This window comes from Mycolicibacterium sp. 624 (genome assembly GCF_040548615.1).
GTDB lineage: Bacteria > Actinomycetota > Actinomycetes > Mycobacteriales > Mycobacteriaceae > Mycobacterium.
Genome location: NZ_JBEPRZ010000002.1, coordinates 54245 through 74566 on the forward strand (window position 1 = coordinate 54245; position 20322 = coordinate 74566).

Sequence of the window (20322 nt, forward strand, 5' to 3'; positions counted from 1 at the left end):
AACTCTGTCTCTCAGGTCAGCGGGAACGGCGGGGGTGAAACACCCAGCCCCGCAATAGAACGAAACGAACAGCGGTGGCAATCAGATTGGCCGCCACGAGCACCGTGAGTTCGAGCCAGCGCTGTGGTTGGTCGACGGACGCGTGGAGACCAGCCAGCGTGCCACTGGTGATCGCCAGGGCGATACCGAAGACGATCAGGCCCTCGAAGTGGTGGCGTGCGGCGTTGCCGCCGACACCGAAGGTGAACCGCCGGTTGGCGGCCGTGTTGCCCACCGCGGTGACGAGCAGGGCCACCAGGTTCGCGGCCTGGGCTCCGATCGAGCCGTGCAGGACGAGGAACAACAGCAGGTAGGCGACCGTCGACGCGATGCCGACGACACCGAATCGGACCACCTGCCGCAGCAGTGCGCGCGGGGCCGCCCGGGACGGACCCAGCTGCGCGGCAATGGTATTGACCGGTATGGATCCATTGGCGAAACCTCGCACCAACCGCCCCACTCCCTTGAGGTCGGCGACGGCGGTGCTGACGATGTCCACGCGGCTGTCGGGATCGTCGACCCAGTCGACCGGCACCTCATGGATGCGCAGCCCACTGCGCTCGGCGAGCACCAGGAGTTCGGTGTCGAAGAACCACCCGGTGTCGGACACGTGCGGCAGGAGTTGGCGTGCGACATCGGCACGGATGGCCTTGAAACCGCACTGGGCGTCGGAGAACCGCGCCGCCAGCGTCGAGCGCAATATCAGGTTGTAACAGCGCGAGATGATCTCGCGCTTGGCGCCGCGGACCACCCTCGAACCGCGGCCCAGTCGTGTTCCGATGGCGAGGTCGGAGTGGCCGGATATCAGAGGTGCGACAAGCGGCGCGAGTGCGGCGAGATCGGTGGACAGGTCAACGTCCATGTAGGCGAGCACCGCCGCGTCCGACTGCGACCACACCTCGTGCAGTGCCAGGCCGCGGCCCTTCTGCTCGATGCGTACCACCCGGACAGCGGCGAGCTCCTCGGCGAGTTCGGCTGCGATGCGCGGCGTTTCATCGGTGCTGGCGTTGTCGGCGATGGTGATGCGCACCGTGTATGGAAAGGTGTCGGTCAGGTTGCGGTGCAGCCGGCGCACGGAGTCGGCGAGCGCGACCTGCTCGTTGTAGACCGGGATGACGACGTCGAGCACGGGCACGCCGTTCGCGGTGGCTTGCAGTGCCGCGTTGGGCCGAAGCCCGAAGCGTGGCAGCTGATCGAGGTCGTCTGCGAGGTCGATGTCCGTCATGACCTCATCGTCGAACCGCGCGTTGTGGAGGCGGTTGGACTGAGCTATGCGTCGGCTATGAGTCACGGTGCGCGGACCACCGGTGCCGCGGTGAGGTCGTAGACGATGACCCCATCGAGGGTCATTGGGGCGTAGTGGGACTGCACCCACTTGGCGATATCGGCAGCCTCGCGACTGCCGCTGGCGGTGTGGCCGCCGAAGGCGCCCATCATCGCGCTGCGCACGAAGTAGTGAACGTCGCCCTCGCTGATGTAGCGCTGGAACTCCGCCAGCGTCGGCGCGGGGTCGGTGCCGTTGAAGCCACCCACCGCCATCACGGGTGCGCCTGCGGCCAGCTGATAGCCGGCCGCATTGTTCGACCCCACAACGGCCGCCGTCCAGCGGTACTGATCGGCGTCGGCGGCCAGCAGTGCCGTCAGTCCGACACCCGGGGTGGGTGAGGCGAGCAGCCCGCCGCCCTTGCCGCCACCAGGTCCACCAAGCCCACCAGGTCCACCGATCCCGCGGGGGCCGCCGGGGCCACCGAAGTGACCGAGGCTGCGGGCCGGTCCGACCGAAGGTATCGCGCCGGTATGCGGGGTCGCGGCGGTCACCACCGCGTACGTCGCAGGTCCCGCCAGGCACACGAGCACCGCAAGCGCACCCACCGCCGTCGCGGCCCGGCGAGGTAGCCGACCGATCACCAGCAGCAGAACCGCCGCGAGAACTCCCCCGGCGGCGATGACCCCACGGAACCACGGCAGCCAGTCGTCGTGGCGCGCGAGCAGGACTGCCGCCAGAATGGCGGTACCCGCGATCGTCGCCGCCATGACCATGGCCGCCCGTACGTCGGATCGGTTGCGCCACAGCATCGTTGCGCCGATCCCAAGCACCGCGCCGATGGCCGGTGCGAGTGCGACGGTGTAGTAGTCGTGCACGATCCCGTTGGCGAAACTGAACACCAGGGCCGTGACCACCAGCCAGCCACCCCACAGCACAAGGCCGGCGCGTGCCGGGTCGGTGCGGGGCTCACGCCTGGTCAGGAGCAGTCCCGTGACCAGGCACACCAACGCCGCAGGCAGCAGCCAGGCGATGTAGGCGCCCATACCGCTGCCGAACAGGCGGGCCCAGCCGACGTCGAAGTTGAGATTGCCCAGGCCACCGGTCTCGTTACCGGTGATGCGCCCGAAACCGTTGTAGCCCAGCGCGAGTTCGAGAATGCTGTTCTGCTGCGAGCCGCCGATATAGGGCCGCGACGACGCGGGCCAGAGTTCGACGAGCAGCAGATACCAGCCCCCCGACACGACCAGTGCTGCCGTCGCGGCAGCCAGCCGTCTCAGTCGGACGCGCAGCGGCGCGGAGGCGGCGATCAGATATGCCGCGGCAAAGGCCGGCAAAACGAGGAAGGCCTGCAGCATCTTGGCAAGGAACCCAAAACCCACCGCAACACCCGCGCCGATCATCCACCAGCGGCTGGCGTCGGGCTCACACGCGCGCTGCACGCAGTACGCGCCGGCGACGAGCAGTAGCACCAGCAGCGCATCGGGGTTGTTGAACCGGAACATCAGCGCCGCAACGGGCGTGAACGCGAACACCACACCCGCCAGCAGTGCCGCATTCGGTCCAGCGGCACGACGGACCGCGGCGTAGAGCACCGCGACAGCGGCGACGCCCGCCACCGCCTGCGGGGCCAGCACGCTCCACGAGTTCAGTCCGAACAGCCGCACGGAGACGTCCATCAACCAGAGCGCGGCGGGAGCCTTGTCCACGGTGATGGCGTTGCCCGCATCGCTGGAGCCGAACAGCATCGCGGTCCAGTCAGAGCCGCCCGCCTGCGCCGCGGCGGAGTAGAACGCATTCCCCCAGCCGCTTGCCGACAGGTTCCACAGGTAGAGCACAGCGGTGATAGTCAGCAGAAGCCAGAATCCGATGCGGTGCGCGACAACCGAGCGCGACGGGCCACTGGATCCCTTGTCGCTCGGGAGCATCGGCGCGCGCGGGAGTACGGCAGTCACCCGTTCGAGTGTGCGGTAGGTGGCTAGGCACCAGATTTGTTCGCGCTGTGGTTGCGCTGTGAACCGTCGGGCAGGTACACCACGAACTCCGTACTGCCCGGCTCACTCGTCACGTCGATGGTGCCGTCATGTGCCTTCACCACGGCGGCGACGATGGCCAGGCCGAGACCTGTGCTGCCGTCGCGCCGCGACCTCGATGAGTCCCCACGCGCGAACCGCTCGAAGACCTCCGGCCGCAGTGTCGCTGGGATTCCCGGGCCATCGTCGGCGACCCTCAGCACCGCTCCGTCGGCGGTTGTGGCCAGTGACGTCGTCACGGTCGTTCCGGCGGGCGTGTGTGTCCTGGCGTTGGCGAGCAGGTTGCCCAGTATCTGGTGCAGCCGCGCCTCGTCGCCGGTCACCACGACGGGCTCCTCGGGAAGGTCGAGCGACCAGGCGTGGTCGGGCCCGGCGATGTGGGCGTCGCTGACGGTGTCCACCACCAGTCGCGACAGGTCGACTGTCTCGCGTTCCAGGGGCCTGCCGGCGTCGAGCCGCGCCAGCAGCAGCATGTCCTCGACAAGCTGCGTCATCCGCTGCGTCTCGGACTCGACGCGGCTCATCGCGTGGGCGACGTCCTCGGGCAGCTGGTCGCGCTTGCGTTGCGCGAGTTCGGTGTAGCCGCGGATCGCCGCCAGCGGGGTGCGCAGTTCGTGGCTGGCGTCGGCGACGAACTGCCGGATCCGGGTCTCGCTGGCGTGCCGCGCAGACAGTGCGCCGGCGATGCGGTCGAGCATCCGGTTCAACGCCGAGCCGAGCTGCCCCACCTCGGTGTGCGCGCCCGCCGGGTCGACCCGCACGATCGGTGTCGGCAGCCGCACCTCCCCGCGGTCCAGTTCGAGGTCGGCGACCTCACGTGCCGCCGCGGAAACCCGCGACAGCGGGGCGAGTTGGCGCCGGATGACCAGCATCCCCGCGACAGTCGCGGCGAGCAGGGCGATCGCAGCGACGACACAGAACATGCCGAGCACCCACAGCAGCGTGTCATCGACGACGGCGGTCGGCAGTCCCGTCACGATTGTCTGTCCGCCGTGGTGCGAGTGCAGCCCGATGACCCGGTAGCGACCGAGCCCATCGAGGTCGATGGTCTCCGGTCTGCGGTCGGGTGCCACCGTCGCGAGTTGGGCGGCGGCCGCGGCGCTGATCTCCGAGCGGCTGCCGTCGGCGGTGATCACACCGGCGTCCACCGATCCGTCGGGCGAGATGACCGCGCCGACGGTCCGGGCAGCCTGACCCGGCGCGTTCAGGAATCCGGGGCCGGGACCCGTCTCCGGGTCGAAGCGCTCACGCAACGGGATCGTGACGTCTGGGCGCATCGGCATGATCACCACCCGCGGGCCGGACGGTCCCGAGTGCCGGGGTTCGCCGTCAGCCCCCGGCGGGAGCGGGAAAGGCGGCCCCGGCGGAAACGGGAAGGGCGGCATGTCGTAGATCGCCGCCGAGCGTCGGCCGGCCTCCAGCAGCTGCTCGTCGAGTTGGTGCATCAGGAAGCGCTGCAACGCGAACTCGGTCGCGATGCCGATGGCCGCACAGACCGTCGCCAACAGCACGACCTGGGTGACCAGCAGCCGCACACGCAGCGACCAGGTGCGCGGCGAGAGAAACCGGGTTCGCGATCCCTCGCCGGCTCGGTCGCCGCGTGCCTCAGCGAGCGGGCTTGAGGACATACCCGGCCCCCCGCAGTGTGTGAATCATCGGCTCGCGGCCGCTGTCGATCTTCTTGCGGAGATAGCTCACGTACAGCTCGACGATGTTGGACCTGCCACCGAAGTCATAGCTCCACACGCGATCCAGGATCTGAGCCTTGCTCAACACCCGCTTGGCGTTGCGCATCATGAAGCGCAGCAGCTCGAACTCGGTCGCGGTCAACGTGATCGGCTCACCGCCCCGCGTCACCTCGTGACTGTCCTCGTCGAGGACCAGATCGCCGACGACGAGTTGGGCGTCGCTCGACTCGTTGGCGACCCCGGTGCGTCGCAGCAGTGCACGCAGCCGCAGCACGACCTCCTCGAGGCTGAACGGCTTGGTCACGTAGTCGTCACCACCGGCGGTCAAGCCTGCGATGCGGTCCTCCACCGAGTCCTTGGCGGTCAGCAGCAGCAGCGGGAGGCCGGGGATCTGCTGACGCAGTTCACGCAGCACGTCCAGGCCACTCATATCGGGCAGCATCACGTCGAGCACCACGACATCGGGCGGGTTCTCCCGGGCCAGCGCTATGGCGCTCGCTCCGTCACCCGCCGTCGCGATCTCCCAACCCTCGTAGCGCAATGCCATCGAGACCAGTTCGGCGAGCACTGGCTCGTCATCGACCACCAGGACGTTGATGGGGCTCCCGTCGGCCCGGCGCATGACGACGCGTGCGGGGTCATTCTCGCTGCCGGCGCCGTTGGTCATGGTTTCTCATTCTTCGCCCAGGCCATGGGCTCAACCTGTGCCGAGTCTATGTGTGGGCTGTGAAACCCGTACCGAGAAGGCGCGATCGATGACCAGGGCTAGCTGGCCGCCTCCGACTGTCCCGGCGGCAGCGGGGCCGGACCCACAATCTCGGGCGCGACCGACGACGTCGTCGGCGTCGTGGCCGGCACCGTCTGATCGATGGTCGTCTCACCAGTGGTTATCTCGGTGGGAGTCACGGGGCCCGGGGGCGCTGGCTCGGGTTCAGCCGCACTCGTCGCAATGGTCAGTCCGCCCATGGCGAGCAGGGCCCCGGCGCCCGCCGTGGCGGTCACGAGCTTCACCTTCGTGGTCTTCACGTGCGATCACTCCACTTCGATCTCATCGACTGCGTACCTGCAGAGGGGACCCATCTCGAACCCCTCTGCGCCTCGGGTAGCCGATGTGGAGATCGGTAAACACCCGGTCGAGAGATCGATGCCGCCCGATGGAGGGCGAACCGGCGTGATTCGGCGTTACTTGGCGGCCTGCTGCTCCGAGGGCAGCGGAGCCGGACCCTTGATCCCCGGCACGGCCTGCGCCACCGCCGGAACCGTCGGCGGCGTGGTCTCGGTACTGGTCGCACCCGTGCTCATCGTGGTGCCCTTGGCCAGGTCATAGGTGTCATGCTGCGCCAGGATCGTGGTGTTGAGTGCGCCCATCGTCAGCACAGCGCTGCCGCCGATGAGCGCGGCGAACAATTTCACGGTTCTATGGCTAGTCATCTCGATACCTCCGTCTCTCGTGATGCAGCGTCGTGACCTCGAGTGAACGCGCCGACGCTGTGACACCGCTGCCCGCATGCTGCGAACAATCCCCACATCCGAACCCGGCGGCAGACCCAGGCGCCGCGCCAAAGCGTCCGCTGCCGACCGTCGGGGCCTCGATCTCCTACCCTGTGCCCATGCGGCTACCTGTGAGCGCGACGTGACGCGGTTCCTGGCTCGTCGCTTCCTCAACTACGTGGTGCTGCTGGCGCTGGCGTCGTTTCTGACGTTCAGCCTCGCCTCATTGACGTTCGAACCACTCGACAACCTCTTGCAACGCAACCCCCGGCCGCCGCAGGCCGTGATCGATGCCAAGTCCGCCGAACTCGACCTCGACAAGCCGATACCCCTGCGATACGCGAACTGGGCGTCGGGCGCGGTGCGCGGCGACTTCGGCACCACCGTCGCGGGCCAGCCGGTGGCCGACGAGCTGTGGCGGCGCATCGGTGTGAGCCTGCGGCTGGTGTTCATCGGCTCGGTGCTGGGCACGCTCATTGGCGTGGTCGTCGGCGCGTGGGGGGCTGTGCGCCAGTACCGGATATCGGACCGCGTCATCACCGCGCTGTCACTGCTGTTGATCAGCGCGCCGACGTTCGTCGTCGCCAACCTGTTGATCCTCGGCGCGCTGCGGGTCAACTCGATACTGGGATTCAACGTCTTCGAGTACACCGGCGAGACGTCGACCAACCTGACCGGCGGTGTGGGCGCCCAACTGGTGGACCGCCTGCAACACCTGGTCCTGCCCACATTCACGCTGGCGCTGTTCTCGATCGCCGGATTCAGCCGTTACCAGCGCAACGCGATGCTCGATGTCCTGGGCCAGGACTTCATTCGCACGGCCCGCGCCAAGGGCCTGACGCGCAGGCAGGCATTGTTCAAACACGGCCTGCGTACGGCGCTGATCCCCATGGCGACGCTATTCGCCTACGGCATCGGCGGTCTGGTCACCGGCGCGGTGTTCGTCGAGAAGATCTTCGCCTGGCACGGCATGGGCGAGTGGATAGTTCAGGGCATCGCCACCCAGGACATCAACATCGTCGCCGCCATCACCATCTTCACCGGCGCCACCGTGTTGCTTGCCGGGCTGCTGTCCGATGTCATCTACGCCGCGCTCGACCCGAGGGTGAGGGTGACATGACCGAACCGGTGACCACCGAGTCGTCGTCGACCGCACAGTCCGGGGTCGACGCGGCCACGTTCGCGTCGCGCCGAACGCTGACGCTGCGGCGGTTCCGGCGCAACAAGCTCGCGGTGGGGGCCCTGGTCGTGCTGGTGGCCCTGTTCGTCGGCTGCTACGCGTTGCCACCGCTGCTGCCATGGAGCTACACCGATCTCGACTACTACTCGTTGCAACAGCCACCGAGCACCAGCCACTGGTTCGGCACCAACTCGCTCGGTCAGGACCTGCTCGCGCAAACACTGCGGGGTATGCAGAAGTCGCTGCTGATCGGCATCTGCGTGGCGTTCATCTCGACACTCATCGCCGCGACCGTCGGCGCGGTCGCCGGGTACTTCGGCGGCGTTCGCGACCGAGCGCTGATGTGGCTGGTGGACCTGCTGCTGGTGATTCCGAGTTTCATCCTGATCGCGATCGTCACACCGCGAACCCGAGAGTCCGGCACCATCATCTGGCTCATCCTGCTGCTGGCGGGGTTCAGCTGGATGATCAGCTCCCGCATCGTGCGCGGCCTGACGATGAGCCTGCGTGAACGCGAGTTCATCACGGCCGCAAGGTACATGGGTGTCCCCAACCGGCGCATCATCGTGCGCCACGTGCTGCCCAACGTCGCGTCGATCCTCATCATCGACACGGCGCTGAACGTCGGTGTGGCGATCCTGGCCGAGACCGGGCTCAGCTTCCTGGGCTTCGGCATTCAGCCGCCCGACGTGTCGCTGGGCACCCTGATCGCCGCGGGCACACCGTCAGTGACCACGTTCCCATGGGTTTTCCTGTTCCCGGCGGGCGTGCTGGTGCTGATCGTGCTGTGCGCCAACGTCATCGGTGACGGTCTGCGCGATGCCATCGATCCGAGTGCCACACCGCCCCTGAGCGCCCGCGCCAAGCGCAGACGGCGCGAGCGGAGCGCACGGTGAGCGACCTTCTGCGGGTCACCGACCTGACCGTCACCTTCCCGACCGACGCCGAGGACGTGTCCGCGGTGCGCGGTATGTCCTTCGAGGTGGGGCCCCGTGAGGTGGTGGCGCTGGTCGGTGAGTCCGGCGCGGGCAAGTCCGCGACGGCTATGGCCGTGGTGGGCCTGCTGCCCGAGTTCGCCGAGGTCACCGGTTCGGTGCGGCTCCACGGTGACGAACTGATCGGCCTCGACGATCGTCGGATGTCACGCGTCCGCGGCCGCGTCATCGGCACGGTGTTCCAGGACCCGATGTCGGCTCTGACACCGGTGTACACCGTCGGCGACCAGATCGCCGAGGCACTGCGGGTGCACCAGCGCGATATCGGCAGGCGCGAGGCGGCAACCCGCGCCGTTGAACTTCTCGAACTGGTCGGCATCGCGCAACCGCAGCAGCGGGCCCGCGCGTTTCCGCACGAGCTGTCCGGCGGCGAGCGGCAACGCGTGGTGATCGCCATCGCGATCGCCAACGACCCGGACCTGATCATCTGCGACGAGCCGACGACGGCGCTTGACGTCACGGTCCAGGCGCAGATCCTCGACGTGCTGCGCACCGCGCGCGACGTCACCGGGGCGGGTGTCCTGATCATCACCCACGACCTCGGAGTGGTCTCCGAGTTCGCCGACCGCGCTCTGGTGATGTACGCCGGGCGGACCGTGGAGACCGCGCCGGTCACCGATCTGGTGCGCAGCCGGGTGATGCCCTACACCGTCGGCCTGCTGGGCTCGGTGCCGCGTCTTGACTCCCCGCAGGGTGCGCGGCTGGTACCCATTCCCGGCGTGCCGCCGTCGATGGCGGCATTGCCCGCGGGATGCCCGTTCGCGCCGCGCTGCCCGCTGGCGATCGACGACTGCCGCTCGGCGGAACCGGAGTTGGTGCCGGCCGGGCCCGACCACCTCGCGGCCTGCATACGCATCGACGACGTCACCGGCCGGTCCGCAGCCGATGTGTACGGCGTGTCGACCACGCCGCCTGACAGCGCGGCCGACCCGGACGCCCCGGTGGTGCTGCGCGTCGAGAATCTCGTCAAGACCTACGAGCTGACCAAGGGTGTGGTGTTCCGGCGCCGGACCGGCGAGGTTCGCGCCGTCGATGACATCAGCTTCGAACTGCGCCAGGGCCAAACCCTGGGCATCGTGGGCGAATCCGGATCGGGCAAGTCGACGACACTGCACCAGATTCTGGAACTCACACCGCCGCAAGGTGGTTCGATCGAGGTGTTGGGCCACGACGTCGCCGGCCTGGACCGCCGCGGCCGCCGGGCGTTGCGCGGCGACCTGCAGGTGGTGTTCCAGGATCCCGTCGCCTCCCTCGACCCGCGGCTGCCGGTGTTCGACGTGCTGGCGGAGCCGTTGACTGCCAACGGCTTCGACAAGCGGGAGGTAGCCGAGCGCGTTGCCGAACTGCTCGGTGTCGTCGGCATGCGGCGCGAGGACGCCGCCAGATATCCCGCGGAGTTCTCCGGTGGACAGAAGCAGCGCATCGGCATCGCGCGCGCACTGGCAACCCAACCCAAGATCCTCGCGCTCGACGAACCGGTGTCGGCGCTGGACGTGTCGATTCAGGCGGGCATCATCAACCTGCTGTTGGACCTGCAGGAACGATTCGGCCTGTCCTATCTTTTCGTGTCGCACGACCTGTCGGTCGTCAAGCACCTCGCCGACCGGGTGGCGGTGATGCTGAAGGGATCGATCGTCGAGTCGGGTGAGGCCGCCGAGGTGTTCTCCCGCCCCCAGCACGAGTACACCCGCCGCCTGTTGGCCGCGGTGCCCACGTTCTAGATCGGCGCCCATCGGGTGTGGACGGCGCAGGTCATCGGGAGCTTGCGCCGTGAACCGTTGACACTTGGCTAGAGTCTGTCCGCATGGAGATCCGCCGCCTCGCCAGCGCCCTTTTCGTGGTCGGGCTCACGCTCACCGCCTGTTCGGGAGGCGACCAGCCGCCGCCGTCGGCGGGCGGTGAGGCCGAGATCGGTACCACCAGCGATATGAACCCGCAGGATCCCGCGACACTGCAGGAGGGCGGCGCGCTGCGCCTGGCGCTGTCGGGGTACCCGGAGAACTTCAACTCGCTGCACATCGACGGCAACGTGGCCGACTCGGCGGGGATGCTCAAGGCCACGATGCCGCGGGCCTTCCGCATCGCCCCCGACGGCACCGCGACGGTGAACAACGACTACTTCACCGACATCGAGCTGACGAAGACCGAGCCGCAGGTCGTGACATACACGATCAACCCCAAGGCCGTCTGGAGTGATGACACGCCCATCACGTGGGAGGACATCAAGTCCCAGATCGACGCCACCAATGGCCGCAACGACCAGTTCGCGATCGCCAGCCCCAACGGCAGCGAGCGCGTCGGCTCAGTGACCCGTGGTGTCGACGACCGCCAGGCCGTCATCACGTTCGCCAAGCCCTACGCCGAGTGGAAGGGCATGTTCGCAGGCAACGGCATGCTGCTGCCCAAGAGCATGACGGCCACGCCTGAGGCGTTCAACAAGGGACAGCTCACCGCACCCGGGCCGTCCGCCGGCCCTTTCATCATCACCAACATCGACCGCACCGCGCAGCGAATCACGTTGACGCGCAACCCCAAGTGGTGGGGCGCGGCACCGCGCCTGGACAGCATCACCTACTCGGTCCTCGATGACGCCGCCCGCATTCCCGCGCTGCAGAACAACGCGCTGGACGCCAGCGGTCTGGCCAGTCTGGACGAGATGGAGATCGCGCGTCGCACGCCCGGAATCACGATCAGGCGGGCCCCGGGTCTGGGTTGGTATCACCTGACGTTCAACGGCGCCGACGGCTCGATTCTCGCCGACAAGGCGCTACGCCTGGCGGTTTCGAAGGGTATCGACCGCCAGACCATCGCCAACGTCACACAGCGCGGCCTGGCCGACAACCCGGCGCCGCTCAACAACCACATCTTCGTCGCGGGCCAGGAGGGCTACCAGGACAACAGTGCCGTCGTGGCGTTCGACCCCGAGGCCGCCAAGCGCGAACTCGACGCGCTGGGGTGGACGATGAACGGCCAGTTCCGCCAGAAGGACGGCAGGCAGCTGGTCATCCGCAATGTCTTCTACGACGCGTCGACCACCCGGCAGGTCGCGCAGATCGCCCAGAACAACCTGGCCCAGATCGGCGTCAAGCTCGACCTGCAGGCCAAGGGCGGCAACGGGTTCTTCAGCCAGTACATCACCGTCGGCAACTTCGACGTGGCCCAGTTCAGTTGGGTCGCCGACGCGTTCCCGCTGTCGGGCTTGAATCAGATCTACCTGTCCACCGGGGAGAGCAACTTCGGCAAGATTGGCAGCCCGGAGATCGACGCCAAGATCGAGGCGACCCTCAAGGAGCTGGACCCGGCCAAGTCGCGCGCCCTGGCCAACGAGCTGGATCAGTTGATCTGGGCAGAGGGCTTCAGCCTTCCGCTCACGCAGTCGCCCGGAAACGTCGCCGTGCGAAGCGATCTCGCGAACTTCGGGGCAGCCGGCCTCTCCGACGTTGACTACACCGCGATCGGGTTCATGAAGAAGTAGCTTCCTCAGGTCGTGACGTGGCGAACCGCGCGCGGCAGCACCGCGGGCACCGCCGACTCCACGACGGCGGCCGCGCCGATCCCCCACACCAGCAGCCGGAACGGCAACGGACTGGGCGCGGCATCCAGTTCCGCCGCCCGACCGGGGAGTTCGTGCATCGTTCCGGCGTAGACCGCCTTGACGATCTCGAGCGCGGGCCGCTCCTTGGTGTCGATGACGCTGTGCCCCGCCGTCGGGAGTTCCACCAGGACTGAATCGGGGATGAGGTCCGCGATACGCCGCGCCACGGCGAGCGGTGTGGTGAGGTCACGTCCCCCTGCGACGACCACGGTCGGCCAGGTGAAGCCGGGCATCGCGGCGATCAGGTCGAACGGTTCCGCCACGAAGTCGACCTCACCCGTGGCGAGTTCGCGCAACGCGACGGCCGGATCCAGTGGCCCGCCGTCGGGTTCGGCTCCGTAGTTCAGCTCGCGGTACCCGATCCGTCCGACCAGATCCGGCTCGTGGTGGTAGGGCGTCTTGCGCTCCAGTAGCAACTGCGTGCCCAGACCGACCGCGCCCCAGAGCCAGTCGTGCCCGTCCACAAGCAGGTCCAGCTGACGGCGCAGCACATCGGGTCCGACGTAGCCGTACAGACCCGCGACGAGTTGCGTGGCGACCGGGTTGAGCATCCCGTCCTCGACCAGTCTGCGCACCCTGCTCGCCAGATCCGACGTCTCGGGGTCATCGCCATCCCACAGGACACTGCGCGTCGCGGCTCGGACCACGTCGATGTCATCGGCGGACAGCAGCGGAGAGTCGAGCACCATCGAGTGCACCCGGGCGGGATGTCGCACGCCCAGGCCTGCCGCGAGGTAGGTGCCGTATGACGTGCCGTAGACCACGGCCGAGACAACCCCGGCGTCGTCCAGGACGGCGGCGAGGTCGGCGACCACCGCCTCGATGGTCAGCGCCTCGGGCGGCAGATCGGCGCCGGTGTCGTCGTGGCGCGACATCCCCACCCCGCGGTGCTCGACCATGATGACGTCGAGTCCGGCGTTGGCGAAACGACGGCGCATGGCGCGGTAGAGCGCGATCGATGCCGCGCCGGGACCGCCGGGGATGATGAGCAGCGGGTGGGCAGACTTGCGTCCCGTCCGGGCGTAGAAGAGGTCGAACTCCCTGCCATCGCCGACGGGCCTGCGAACGGACCGCACGCCGGGCAGCGCGGCGAGCTTGTTGTGCACTCGCCTGCGCTTGGCGTTCATGGTCATCAACCCCATTGTGCACCGTCGGTCCAGCCCCGCGTGCGACGCGCACCGACTTGAGCGCAGGACCGCGCTTCGGTTCCCGGTGATTCAAAGCAGTGTCCACCTGGTCAGGTCGTCAGTAGAACGGTGACCATGACAGGAGTGGAAGGCATCACCCGCACCGTGCCCGGCTCAGCCGAGTGGACGGCACTGTTGGCGCGCATCGGATCCGGCGCCAAGGACCGAGACCTCAACGACGAGAATCCCTTTGATCAGGTCGCAGCACTCAAACGCGCCGGATTCGGCACGCTTCGCCTGCCGCCAGAACAGGGTGGTGCGGGATTCTCAGTCCCGCAACTGTTCTCGGCGGTGATCGACGTGGCCCGTGCCGATCCCATCGTCGCCCACATCTTCCGTACGCACTTCTGGTTCGTCGAGGAGCGGCTGCGCACGTCGTCCGACGCCAGCTCGGCCCGCTGGCTGCACAAGGTCGCCGAGGGCAAGCTCTTCGGTAACGCGTTCAGCGAGAGGGGTTCTCACGCTGTCGGCAGCCTGGTGTTCAACACCCGCCTGCTGCCCGACGGCTCCGGCGGCTACCGACTCGACGGCGAGAAGTTCTACAGCACCGGCACCCTGTTCTCGGACTACCTCACCGTCACAGCGACCACCGACCACGACTCGGTTGCCACCGTCGTGGTGCCCGCCGGCCGAGCCGGGGTGCGCCTCATCGACGACTGGGACGGGTTCGGGCAACGCCGCACCGGCACCGGGACCACCACGTTCGCCGGTGTCGCGGTCGCCGCCGACGAAGTGCTCACCGACGCCTCGTATGACGCCGAGCCCGAACCCACCGTGCAGTACGCGTCGCTGCAATTGTTCATCCATGCCGTGGTGGCCGGGATTCTGGCCAGCGTCGTGGACGACGGCGTCACGCTGCTGCGGTCACGCGACCGCAGTTTCAGTCACGCGCCCGCCGAACGGCCCACCGATGATCCGCTGCTGCAACGCCAGCTCGGGGAACTCGCCAGTACCGCGTCGATCGCGCGGGCGGCGGTGCTCGACGCTGCGGAGGCGCTCGCGGCCGCGACCGCATCGGAGATCGACGGTGTTCCCGACGCCAGCCTCGCCGCCGAGGCCCAGCTTCGGGCGGCCAAGGTCAAGGTGCACCTCGACGACGTGGCACCCGAGGCCGCCACCCGTCTGCTGGAACTGGGCGGTGCGAGCGCGGCCAGCAGACAGCGCAACCTCGACCGTCACTGGCGCAACATCCGGACCATAACGCTGCACAACCCGGTGTCCTACAAGGCGCGGGTGATCGGCCAGAACCTGCTGCACGGCACGCCGGTGCCCGCCAACGCCTACTTCTGATCGCGTCGCGTCAGGCGATCAGTTCGATGCGGTGGGCGTCGACGACTCCCGCGTAGCGCTCGGGGCTGCAGGTCAACACGATGACCTGATTGTCGCCGCCGACCGCGTCGAACACCTCCCCCATACTGGCCAGCCGATGCGGGTCGGTGAAGCCGAGCGCATCGTCGATGACGACGGGCACACCGTCCTCCTTGGCGACCAGCGCGGCGCTCGCCAGCCGTGCGACGATGCCGAGCTGTTCCTTCGCACCGCCCGACAGGGACTCGTACGGCACGGTGCAGCCGCGCAGGGTTCGGCTGCAGATGCGCAGTTCGGCGTCGATCTCGACCTCGAAGTCCGGCCCGAACACGATGCGCCCCAGCCGCTCGACCTCGACGCGGAACGGTTCGACGTAACGCTGCCGGGCGTCGTCGCGGTGTCGAACCATGACCTGACGCAGCAGGGCAACCGCATTCGAGCGGCGCTGCAGACGGGCCCAGTCCGCCTCGGCTCGGCCGCACTCGATCTGGGCGGCATCCAGCCGCCCGCTGCGGCCCTCAGTGCCGTACACACCGAGCTGCGCGGTGGTGCTCACCAGAGCATGCTGCAGATCGTCCTGGCGCCGGCCCAGCTCCGCGGCCCACCGCTGGGCTTCGTCGAGTTCGGCGGCCACAGCGGCGGGCTCAATGCTGGCGAGTTCGGCCTCCAGTGCGCTCACCTGCGCCGCGGTATCGCGGACCCGCTCCGCGGCGGCCTCGGTGGTGACGAGCAGTTCATCGTCTCCGACCACGGCGCGCAGCTGGGCGAGGCGCTCGGTCGCTGCGGCCACCCTGGCCTGAGCGGACTCCAGACGACTGCGCGCAACGGTTGTGCCAGTGGTCTTCTCGGCCATGGCCTTTGACGCCGCATCCGCCACGCTGCGTCGCAAGGCGCACGCCGCAACCACCTCACCGTGCGCCGCCGACGCCGCGCCGAGGCCGCTTCTCGCCGCGGCGGCGTCATCGGGCAGATCGGCGGGCAGATCGGCGCGCAGCTCGATCAGGCGCTGCCCCAGCATCGCGACATCGTCCTCGGCGAGCAGGGCCTCTCGGGCGGCCAGCGTCCGGTCCCGTGACGTCGTCAGCTCGCGGCGCCGCTGATCTAGTTCACGGGCCGCCGCGATATCGGCGACATCGGCATCCGCCAGCACCTGTGCGAGGACTTGGCGCTTGGTGTCGAGTTCCTCGCCGGTGTGCGCGGCCGGCGTACCGGGGATCACGCGGACCGTCAGCACCCCGGGCACCTCGACGGACGTCGGCGCGGTCGCACTGGTGGTCCACACCGCGTCCGGGCCCACGGCCACAACAGCACCGTCGACACTCACCTCAACCGGTGTGGGCGCCAGCACCTCGATGCGGGCGGACGCCGCCTCGGCCGCCGCGGATGCCACGTCGACAGCCGCCGCGGCCGCCTCGATGAGGCGCATCGTGCGCTCCGAGAGCCGAATCTGCCCGAGTTCGCCATTCACCTCGGTTAGGTGCCGGTCAGCGGTGTCGATCTTGGCGATCCGAGCCGCGAGCCTGTCGGCCTCGTCACGCCGAGCGATCTGGTCGACAACGCGCCGCGCGGCGTCGACATCGGCCTGACGCGATTCGACATCGGCCGCCCCGGCCATCGCCTCCGCTGTCGCGGCGGTGTGGACCTCGCGCGCAACCGCCTCGTCCTGGGCCGCCACCTGCACCGCCGCTTCCAGTTCACCGATCCCCGCGAGGTCGGCGTCGAGTTCGGCCCGGATCCGGCCGCGCTCATCAAGCGCTGCCACGGCCGCACCATGTGCGGCCCGGGCCGCATCGGCGACCACGCGGGCCTGATCGAGGTTGCCGCTCACCTTCTCGACGGCCAGAGCCCTCGCCCGCGCCGCCTCGAGACGGCGGGCCGCCGTGGCACTCTCGAGCGCGACCCCCGCGAGGTCGACGGTGATCGCGTCATGCCGCGCGACCGCGTCGTGAACCTCCGCGACCGCGGCCTCGCACACCGTCACGTCGGCGCGCGCGTCATCGCGACGCTTGATCGCTGTGGCCCACTCCCCCGTGGGTCGCCCGGTCGCGGTGAAGTACTGCCGGAACTCGACCTCGATGCGGTCGACGAGCAACGGCTCGGCACCCGAGAGTGCCACCGCCTGGCCGCCCGCGGCGTCCAGTGCGCGGGACAGCGCGTCGCATCCGGACAGGTCGACCGCCGCGGTCGACGCGGTCTGGAGCACCCGTTGCGCCTGCCAGAGGGCAACGTCGACGGTCTCGGCGAGGATCGCGCGGACGCGTTCGTGTGCCTCGTCCCCCGTCCACTGCTCACGGCTGGGTGCGGTGACGGTCAGCTCGGTGACCGGACGCTTGTGGAAGCGCTTGAAGTAGGTGAACCGGTAAGGGCCCGTGGATATCTCGGCCGTGACCTCGGCACCCTCGTCGACGTGCGTCGGCTTGACCTGCTTGACTTCCTTCTTGCTCGAGCGGTCCTTGGACTCCAGCAGCAGATCGAGCGCCTCGATCATCGAGGTCTTCCCGATCTCGTTGGCACCGCTGATCACGGTGACGCCGCGATCGGGAAACTCGACCTCGCGGAAGGTGATTCCGCGGTAGTTGCGCAGGACGAGTCGGTGAAGCTTCACGCCGCGCCCCGTTCCACCAGCCGCAGAAGCAGAGCCAGCGCGGCCCGCGCGTCGTCGGCGTCGGCACCGTCCGCCTTGGCGGTGGCAACCAGCTCGTCGACGGCGGCGGCGGCGAATCCACCGATGCCGAGATCGTCGAACTCACCGTCGGCGGGCACCACCGCGATATCGGTCTGCGCGACCCACGTCGTCAGCGCCGCGAATCGACGCGCGTACTTGTCCAGGCACGCGTCCAGGGCCGCCTTGTCGGTGACGGTCAGAGAACCGTTGAGCGCCAATTGCACGACCGTGCGGTCCTTGTCGGTGAGCAGGTCGAGGTTCAGGTCGAGATCGGCGATGTCGCGGCTGGTGTCGACCGTGTAGCGCAGCGTGACGAAGCGCCACACACCGACGTGACGCGCATCGACCGTGACGGGCCGCGACGGCGCGGCCTCGTCGATGTCCACCACCAGCACGTGGCCCGGGTCGGCCTCGATGTGGTCGTAGTTGGTGACCTCGGGGGCACCGGAGTACCACACCCGACCGGTGCTTCCCACCTCGGTGCGGGAGTGCTTGTCGCCGAGGGCGACGTAGTGCACCGCGCCCTTGTCGATCGCCGCCTCGACACCTGCGAGCCGTATCAGACAGGCCTTGTCACGGTCGGGTTCGAAGAGGTCCACACCACCGTGGCCCACCAGGATGCGGGTGACACCATCACCGGTCAGCCCGTCGAGCACCTCACCCACCAGGTCAGTGGTCGGGGCCTTGGAACGCCAAGGGGCGGCGACGATCTGGAGGCCGGGCCGCACGTCGTACACACCAGTGCGGTCCAGCACCGTCACATTGGCCGGGCACTCGGACAGGAACAACGCACTGGTGTACACCGACCCCGCGTCGAGCGGATCGTGATTGCCGGGCAGCAGATAGACCGGAACTCCGATGGCGCGCATGGCCTCCAGCGATCTGCTCACCACACCGGGTGCGACGTGGTTGTCCTCGAAGACGTCGCCCGCGACGACCACGAACTCGGCGCCAACCTCGGCCGCCAGCGGGCCCATCGCGGCGATGACGTCACGCCGTGCCGCCGAGTATCGCGGCTGCGCCTCATCGTTGAGGAAGTGCCGGGTCATCCCGAGCTGCCAGTCCGCTGTGTGCAGGAAACGCATCCGACCTTCCCTCCTCTTCCTCGTGTCGTCGTTCATCGGGTGAGGCGAGTGTAAGTCGGTGCTCCGACAAGACTGCGGACCTCGATCGGCATGTACTCCGCGGACCGGTCGGGCTACTTTTACCGATATGACCCGGACGCTGCTGTTGTTGCGACATTCGAAGTCGAGCTACCCCAGTGGAGTGGCCGACCATGACCGTCCACTCGCCGAGCGCGGTATCCGCGAGGCGCCACTGGCGGGCAACTGGATCCGTGAGCACGCCCCGACGGTGGATGCCGTGCTGTGTTCGACAGCGACGCGAACCAGACAGACGCTGGATCGCGCAGGCATCGACGCGCCGGTCGACTATGTCGACACGATCTACGACGCCGCACCAGGCACCCTGCTCGGCGTGATCAACGCTGTCGACCCCAGTGTGTCCACGCTGCTGGTCATCGCGCACGAGCCTGGGGTGTCAGCCCTGGCGCTCGGGCTCGCCGGACCGGGCAGCGATGCGGAAGCCGTCGGCGAGGTCGCCTCGAAGTACCCCACGTCGGCGATCACGATGTTGACGACCAACGGACCGTGGAGTCATCTGAGCCTGCGCGGCGCGGCGCTGATCGCGTTCCATATTCCTCGGTAACGCGACGGCCCTCGGTAACGCGGCGGCCCTCGGCAACAGCCTCAGTTGTTGGTGTTAAGCGTCAGTTCCATCAATTTGATCGCCTGACCGCACGCGTCGATACCCGGTGCCTGCGGGTTGACCCACCAGCCGACCACGCCCGCGGCGTCGCTGGCGACACCGCACGCGCCGTTGGCGTCGTTGGGCTTCATGACGATCGACGGCACCCCGGCTATCGACCTGTTCTCGACCTTGTAGTTGAGATGCGCGGCGACCTCACGCTCGTTGTCGAGGCTGCCCTGTTCGAACCAGAACCGCGTGATGTCGACCAGACCCGCCGGGTTCATCGCCTGCCACCGGCAGATCGCGCCCACGAAGGTGCTCTGGATGTCGAGCGGATCGGCACCGACTGTCTCGGCGAGGATGTCCTGGGTCAGGACGTCGCACTCCTTGAGCAGGTTCGGGTACTTCTTCTCCGAGTCGTTGTTGCGCGGGTTGTCACCCGAGCCCGCGATGACCGCGGTGCCCTCGACCGCACGGGTGCAACCCTGCAGCCCGAGCAGCACGGTCACCGCCGCGAACACCGCGAAGACTCCGGCGCCGACTTTGCGGCTGGCCCCGCGACTGCCGCCCGCGCGCCTCACTTCGCGTTCACAATCGACTGGCGCGTGAGTTCCTTGGCGACCTCACACGCGTCCGGGAAGGGTTTCTGAGCGAAGCTGACCGACCACTCAATGAAGTCGTCATCGAACTGGATGCCGATCTCGCAGAGGCTGACACCCAGTGTCGGGTCGTCATTGAGTGCGATGAAGCCGTCGTGTCCTTCGATGTTGATGTCCTCGACGCTGGTGCGGGAGAGTTCCTCGGTCTTGCGCTCGCGGCCGATCGGGCTGCCCCGGAACCACGAGAACGAGAAGTGCGGCCCCAGCACGCCGCCACCGGCGAGCCACTGGCAACCGGCCGATGTGCGTGCGGTGTTGACGAGACCTGGGATCTCCGTCAGCTGACCGATGACCTGGTCGCTGATGCCACCGCACTCGGGGAACAGCGGCCCGTGCTTGATGTTGGCGGCCGGCGCCGGCGTCGAGGGCACTTCGGGTCCACTGGACCCGTTCGAACTCGAGCAGGCGGCGAATATCGGCATCACAGCCGCGAGCGCTGCGGCCAGCACCTTCGTACTTCGCCCGCCAC

At 68.3% G+C, this 20322-nt stretch carries 17 protein-coding genes; 6 read left to right on the top strand and 11 right to left on the bottom strand.

The window, feature by feature from the left end; all coding sequences use genetic code 11:
- Nucleotides 1-16 precede the first annotated feature (16 nt).
- The 6 genes from ABIA65_RS07430 to ABIA65_RS07455 all read right to left on the bottom strand — a co-directional run bounded on the left by ABIA65_RS07430 (nucleotide 17) and on the right by ABIA65_RS07455 (nucleotide 6455).
- On the bottom strand, nucleotides 17-1264 hold the full coding sequence (locus ABIA65_RS07430; protein WP_241403919.1) for a bifunctional glycosyltransferase family 2/GtrA family protein: 1248 nt from the start codon (nucleotides 1262-1264) through the stop codon (nucleotides 17-19).
- A gap of 62 nt (nucleotides 1265-1326) precedes the next feature.
- Nucleotides 1327-3231: a glycosyltransferase family 39 protein gene (locus ABIA65_RS07435; RefSeq protein WP_354523727.1), complete on the bottom strand. Its 1905-nt coding sequence runs from the start codon at nucleotides 3229-3231 to the stop codon at nucleotides 1327-1329.
- 50 nt (nucleotides 3232-3281) lie between these two features.
- Nucleotides 3282-4964 carry a sensor histidine kinase gene (locus ABIA65_RS07440; RefSeq protein WP_241403918.1) on the bottom strand — a complete coding sequence of 561 codons (1683 nt, stop codon included), beginning with the start codon at nucleotides 4962-4964 and terminating at the stop codon, nucleotides 3282-3284.
- Entirely contained in the window at nucleotides 4942-5646 is a 705-nt protein-coding gene (locus ABIA65_RS07445) for a response regulator transcription factor (protein ID WP_241405542.1), read from the bottom strand. The genes ABIA65_RS07440 and ABIA65_RS07445 overlap by 23 nt, the downstream gene beginning before the upstream one ends.
- Nucleotides 5647-5789: 143 nt before the next feature.
- Nucleotides 5790-6050 carry a hypothetical protein gene (locus ABIA65_RS07450; RefSeq protein WP_241403917.1) on the bottom strand — a complete coding sequence of 87 codons (261 nt, stop codon included), beginning with the start codon at nucleotides 6048-6050 and terminating at the stop codon, nucleotides 5790-5792.
- 156 nt (nucleotides 6051-6206) lie between these two features.
- Nucleotides 6207-6455: a hypothetical protein gene (locus ABIA65_RS07455; RefSeq protein WP_241403916.1), complete on the bottom strand. Its 249-nt coding sequence runs from the start codon at nucleotides 6453-6455 to the stop codon at nucleotides 6207-6209.
- 202 nt (nucleotides 6456-6657) lie between these two features.
- On the opposite strand from ABIA65_RS07455, the gene ABIA65_RS07460 reads away from it, so the two are divergent.
- The 4 genes from ABIA65_RS07460 (at nucleotide 6658) to ABIA65_RS07475 (ending at nucleotide 12165) form a co-directional block, all read left to right on the top strand.
- Nucleotides 6658-7635, top strand: a complete 978-nt coding sequence (locus tag ABIA65_RS07460; protein ID WP_241403915.1) for an oligopeptide ABC transporter permease OppB — start codon at nucleotides 6658-6660, stop codon at nucleotides 7633-7635.
- Nucleotides 7632-8591 (top strand): ABC transporter permease, encoded by a 960-nt coding sequence (locus ABIA65_RS07465; protein WP_354523142.1) that lies wholly within the window; start codon nucleotides 7632-7634, stop codon nucleotides 8589-8591. Before ABIA65_RS07460 ends, ABIA65_RS07465 begins: the two co-directional genes overlap by 4 nt.
- The gene (locus ABIA65_RS07470; RefSeq protein ID WP_354523143.1) at nucleotides 8588-10411 is read left to right on the top strand and encodes an oligopeptide ABC transporter ATP-binding protein OppD; all 1824 of its coding nucleotides are present in this window, start codon (nucleotides 8588-8590) and stop codon (nucleotides 10409-10411) included. The genes ABIA65_RS07465 and ABIA65_RS07470 overlap by 4 nt, the downstream gene beginning before the upstream one ends.
- Before the next feature lie 83 nt (nucleotides 10412-10494).
- Nucleotides 10495-12165 (top strand): oligopeptide ABC transporter substrate-binding protein OppA, encoded by a 1671-nt coding sequence (locus ABIA65_RS07475; RefSeq protein WP_241403912.1) that lies wholly within the window; start codon nucleotides 10495-10497, stop codon nucleotides 12163-12165.
- 5 nt (nucleotides 12166-12170) lie between these two features.
- Here the strand turns inward: ABIA65_RS07475 and ABIA65_RS07480 are convergent, their stop codons facing one another.
- Nucleotides 12171-13418: an alpha/beta fold hydrolase gene (locus ABIA65_RS07480; RefSeq protein WP_241403911.1), complete on the bottom strand. Its 1248-nt coding sequence runs from the start codon at nucleotides 13416-13418 to the stop codon at nucleotides 12171-12173.
- A 129-nt stretch (nucleotides 13419-13547) separates the two neighbouring features.
- On the opposite strand from ABIA65_RS07480, the gene ABIA65_RS07485 reads away from it, so the two are divergent.
- Nucleotides 13548-14762: an acyl-CoA dehydrogenase family protein gene (locus ABIA65_RS07485; RefSeq protein WP_354523144.1), complete on the top strand. Its 1215-nt coding sequence runs from the start codon at nucleotides 13548-13550 to the stop codon at nucleotides 14760-14762.
- Between the two features lie 10 nt (nucleotides 14763-14772).
- On the opposite strand, the gene ABIA65_RS07490 is transcribed toward ABIA65_RS07485, so the two are convergent.
- Nucleotides 14773-17385, bottom strand: coding sequence for an AAA family ATPase (locus tag ABIA65_RS07490; protein WP_354523145.1), 2613 nt, complete (start codon nucleotides 17383-17385; stop codon nucleotides 14773-14775).
- Nucleotides 17382-18530 (bottom strand): metallophosphoesterase family protein, encoded by a 1149-nt coding sequence (locus tag ABIA65_RS07495; protein WP_241403908.1) that lies wholly within the window; start codon nucleotides 18528-18530, stop codon nucleotides 17382-17384. Before ABIA65_RS07495 ends, ABIA65_RS07490 begins: the two co-directional genes overlap by 4 nt.
- A 127-nt stretch (nucleotides 18531-18657) precedes the next feature.
- Between ABIA65_RS07495 and ABIA65_RS07500 the strand changes: the two genes are divergently transcribed.
- Nucleotides 18658-19152, top strand: a complete 495-nt coding sequence (locus ABIA65_RS07500) for a SixA phosphatase family protein (protein WP_241403907.1) — start codon at nucleotides 18658-18660, stop codon at nucleotides 19150-19152.
- A gap of 41 nt (nucleotides 19153-19193) precedes the next feature.
- Here the strand turns inward: ABIA65_RS07500 and ABIA65_RS07505 are convergent, their stop codons facing one another.
- Nucleotides 19194-19715 carry a DUF3558 domain-containing protein gene (locus ABIA65_RS07505; RefSeq protein WP_241405541.1) on the bottom strand — a complete coding sequence of 174 codons (522 nt, stop codon included), beginning with the start codon at nucleotides 19713-19715 and terminating at the stop codon, nucleotides 19194-19196.
- A 56-nt stretch (nucleotides 19716-19771) separates the two neighbouring features.
- Entirely contained in the window at nucleotides 19772-20275 is a 504-nt protein-coding gene (locus ABIA65_RS07510) for a DUF3558 domain-containing protein (RefSeq protein WP_241405540.1), read from the bottom strand.
- Between the last annotated feature and the right edge of the window lie 47 nt (nucleotides 20276-20322).

Bases quoted from the DNA above. Each gene is read 5' to 3' on its own strand.
- ABIA65_RS07430 (WP_241403919.1), bottom strand. From the start codon at position 1,264: ATGACGGACATCGACCTCGCAGACGACCTCGATCAGCTGCCACGCTTC.
- ABIA65_RS07435 (WP_354523727.1), bottom strand. From the start codon at position 3,231: ATGCTCCCGAGCGACAAGGGATCCAGTGGCCCGTCGCGCTCGGTTGTC.
- ABIA65_RS07440 (WP_241403918.1), bottom strand. From the start codon at position 4,964: ATGTCCTCAAGCCCGCTCGCTGAGGCACGCGGCGACCGAGCCGGCGAG.
- ABIA65_RS07445 (WP_241405542.1), bottom strand. From the start codon at position 5,646: ATGCGCCGGGCCGACGGGAGCCCCATCAACGTCCTGGTGGTCGATGAC.
- ABIA65_RS07455 (WP_241403916.1), bottom strand. From the start codon at position 6,455: ATGACTAGCCATAGAACCGTGAAATTGTTCGCCGCGCTCATCGGCGGC.
- ABIA65_RS07465 (WP_354523142.1), top strand. From the start codon at position 7,632: ATGACCGAACCGGTGACCACCGAGTCGTCGTCGACCGCACAGTCCGGG.
- ABIA65_RS07475 (WP_241403912.1), top strand. From the start codon at position 10,495: ATGGAGATCCGCCGCCTCGCCAGCGCCCTTTTCGTGGTCGGGCTCACG.
- ABIA65_RS07480 (WP_241403911.1), bottom strand. From the start codon at position 13,418: ATGACCATGAACGCCAAGCGCAGGCGAGTGCACAACAAGCTCGCCGCG.
- ABIA65_RS07485 (WP_354523144.1), top strand. From the start codon at position 13,548: ATGACAGGAGTGGAAGGCATCACCCGCACCGTGCCCGGCTCAGCCGAG.
- ABIA65_RS07495 (WP_241403908.1), bottom strand. From the start codon at position 18,530: ATGCGTTTCCTGCACACAGCGGACTGGCAGCTCGGGATGACCCGGCAC.
- ABIA65_RS07500 (WP_241403907.1), top strand. From the start codon at position 18,658: ATGACCCGGACGCTGCTGTTGTTGCGACATTCGAAGTCGAGCTACCCC.
- ABIA65_RS07510 (WP_241405540.1), bottom strand. From the start codon at position 20,275: ATGCCGATATTCGCCGCCTGCTCGAGTTCGAACGGGTCCAGTGGACCC.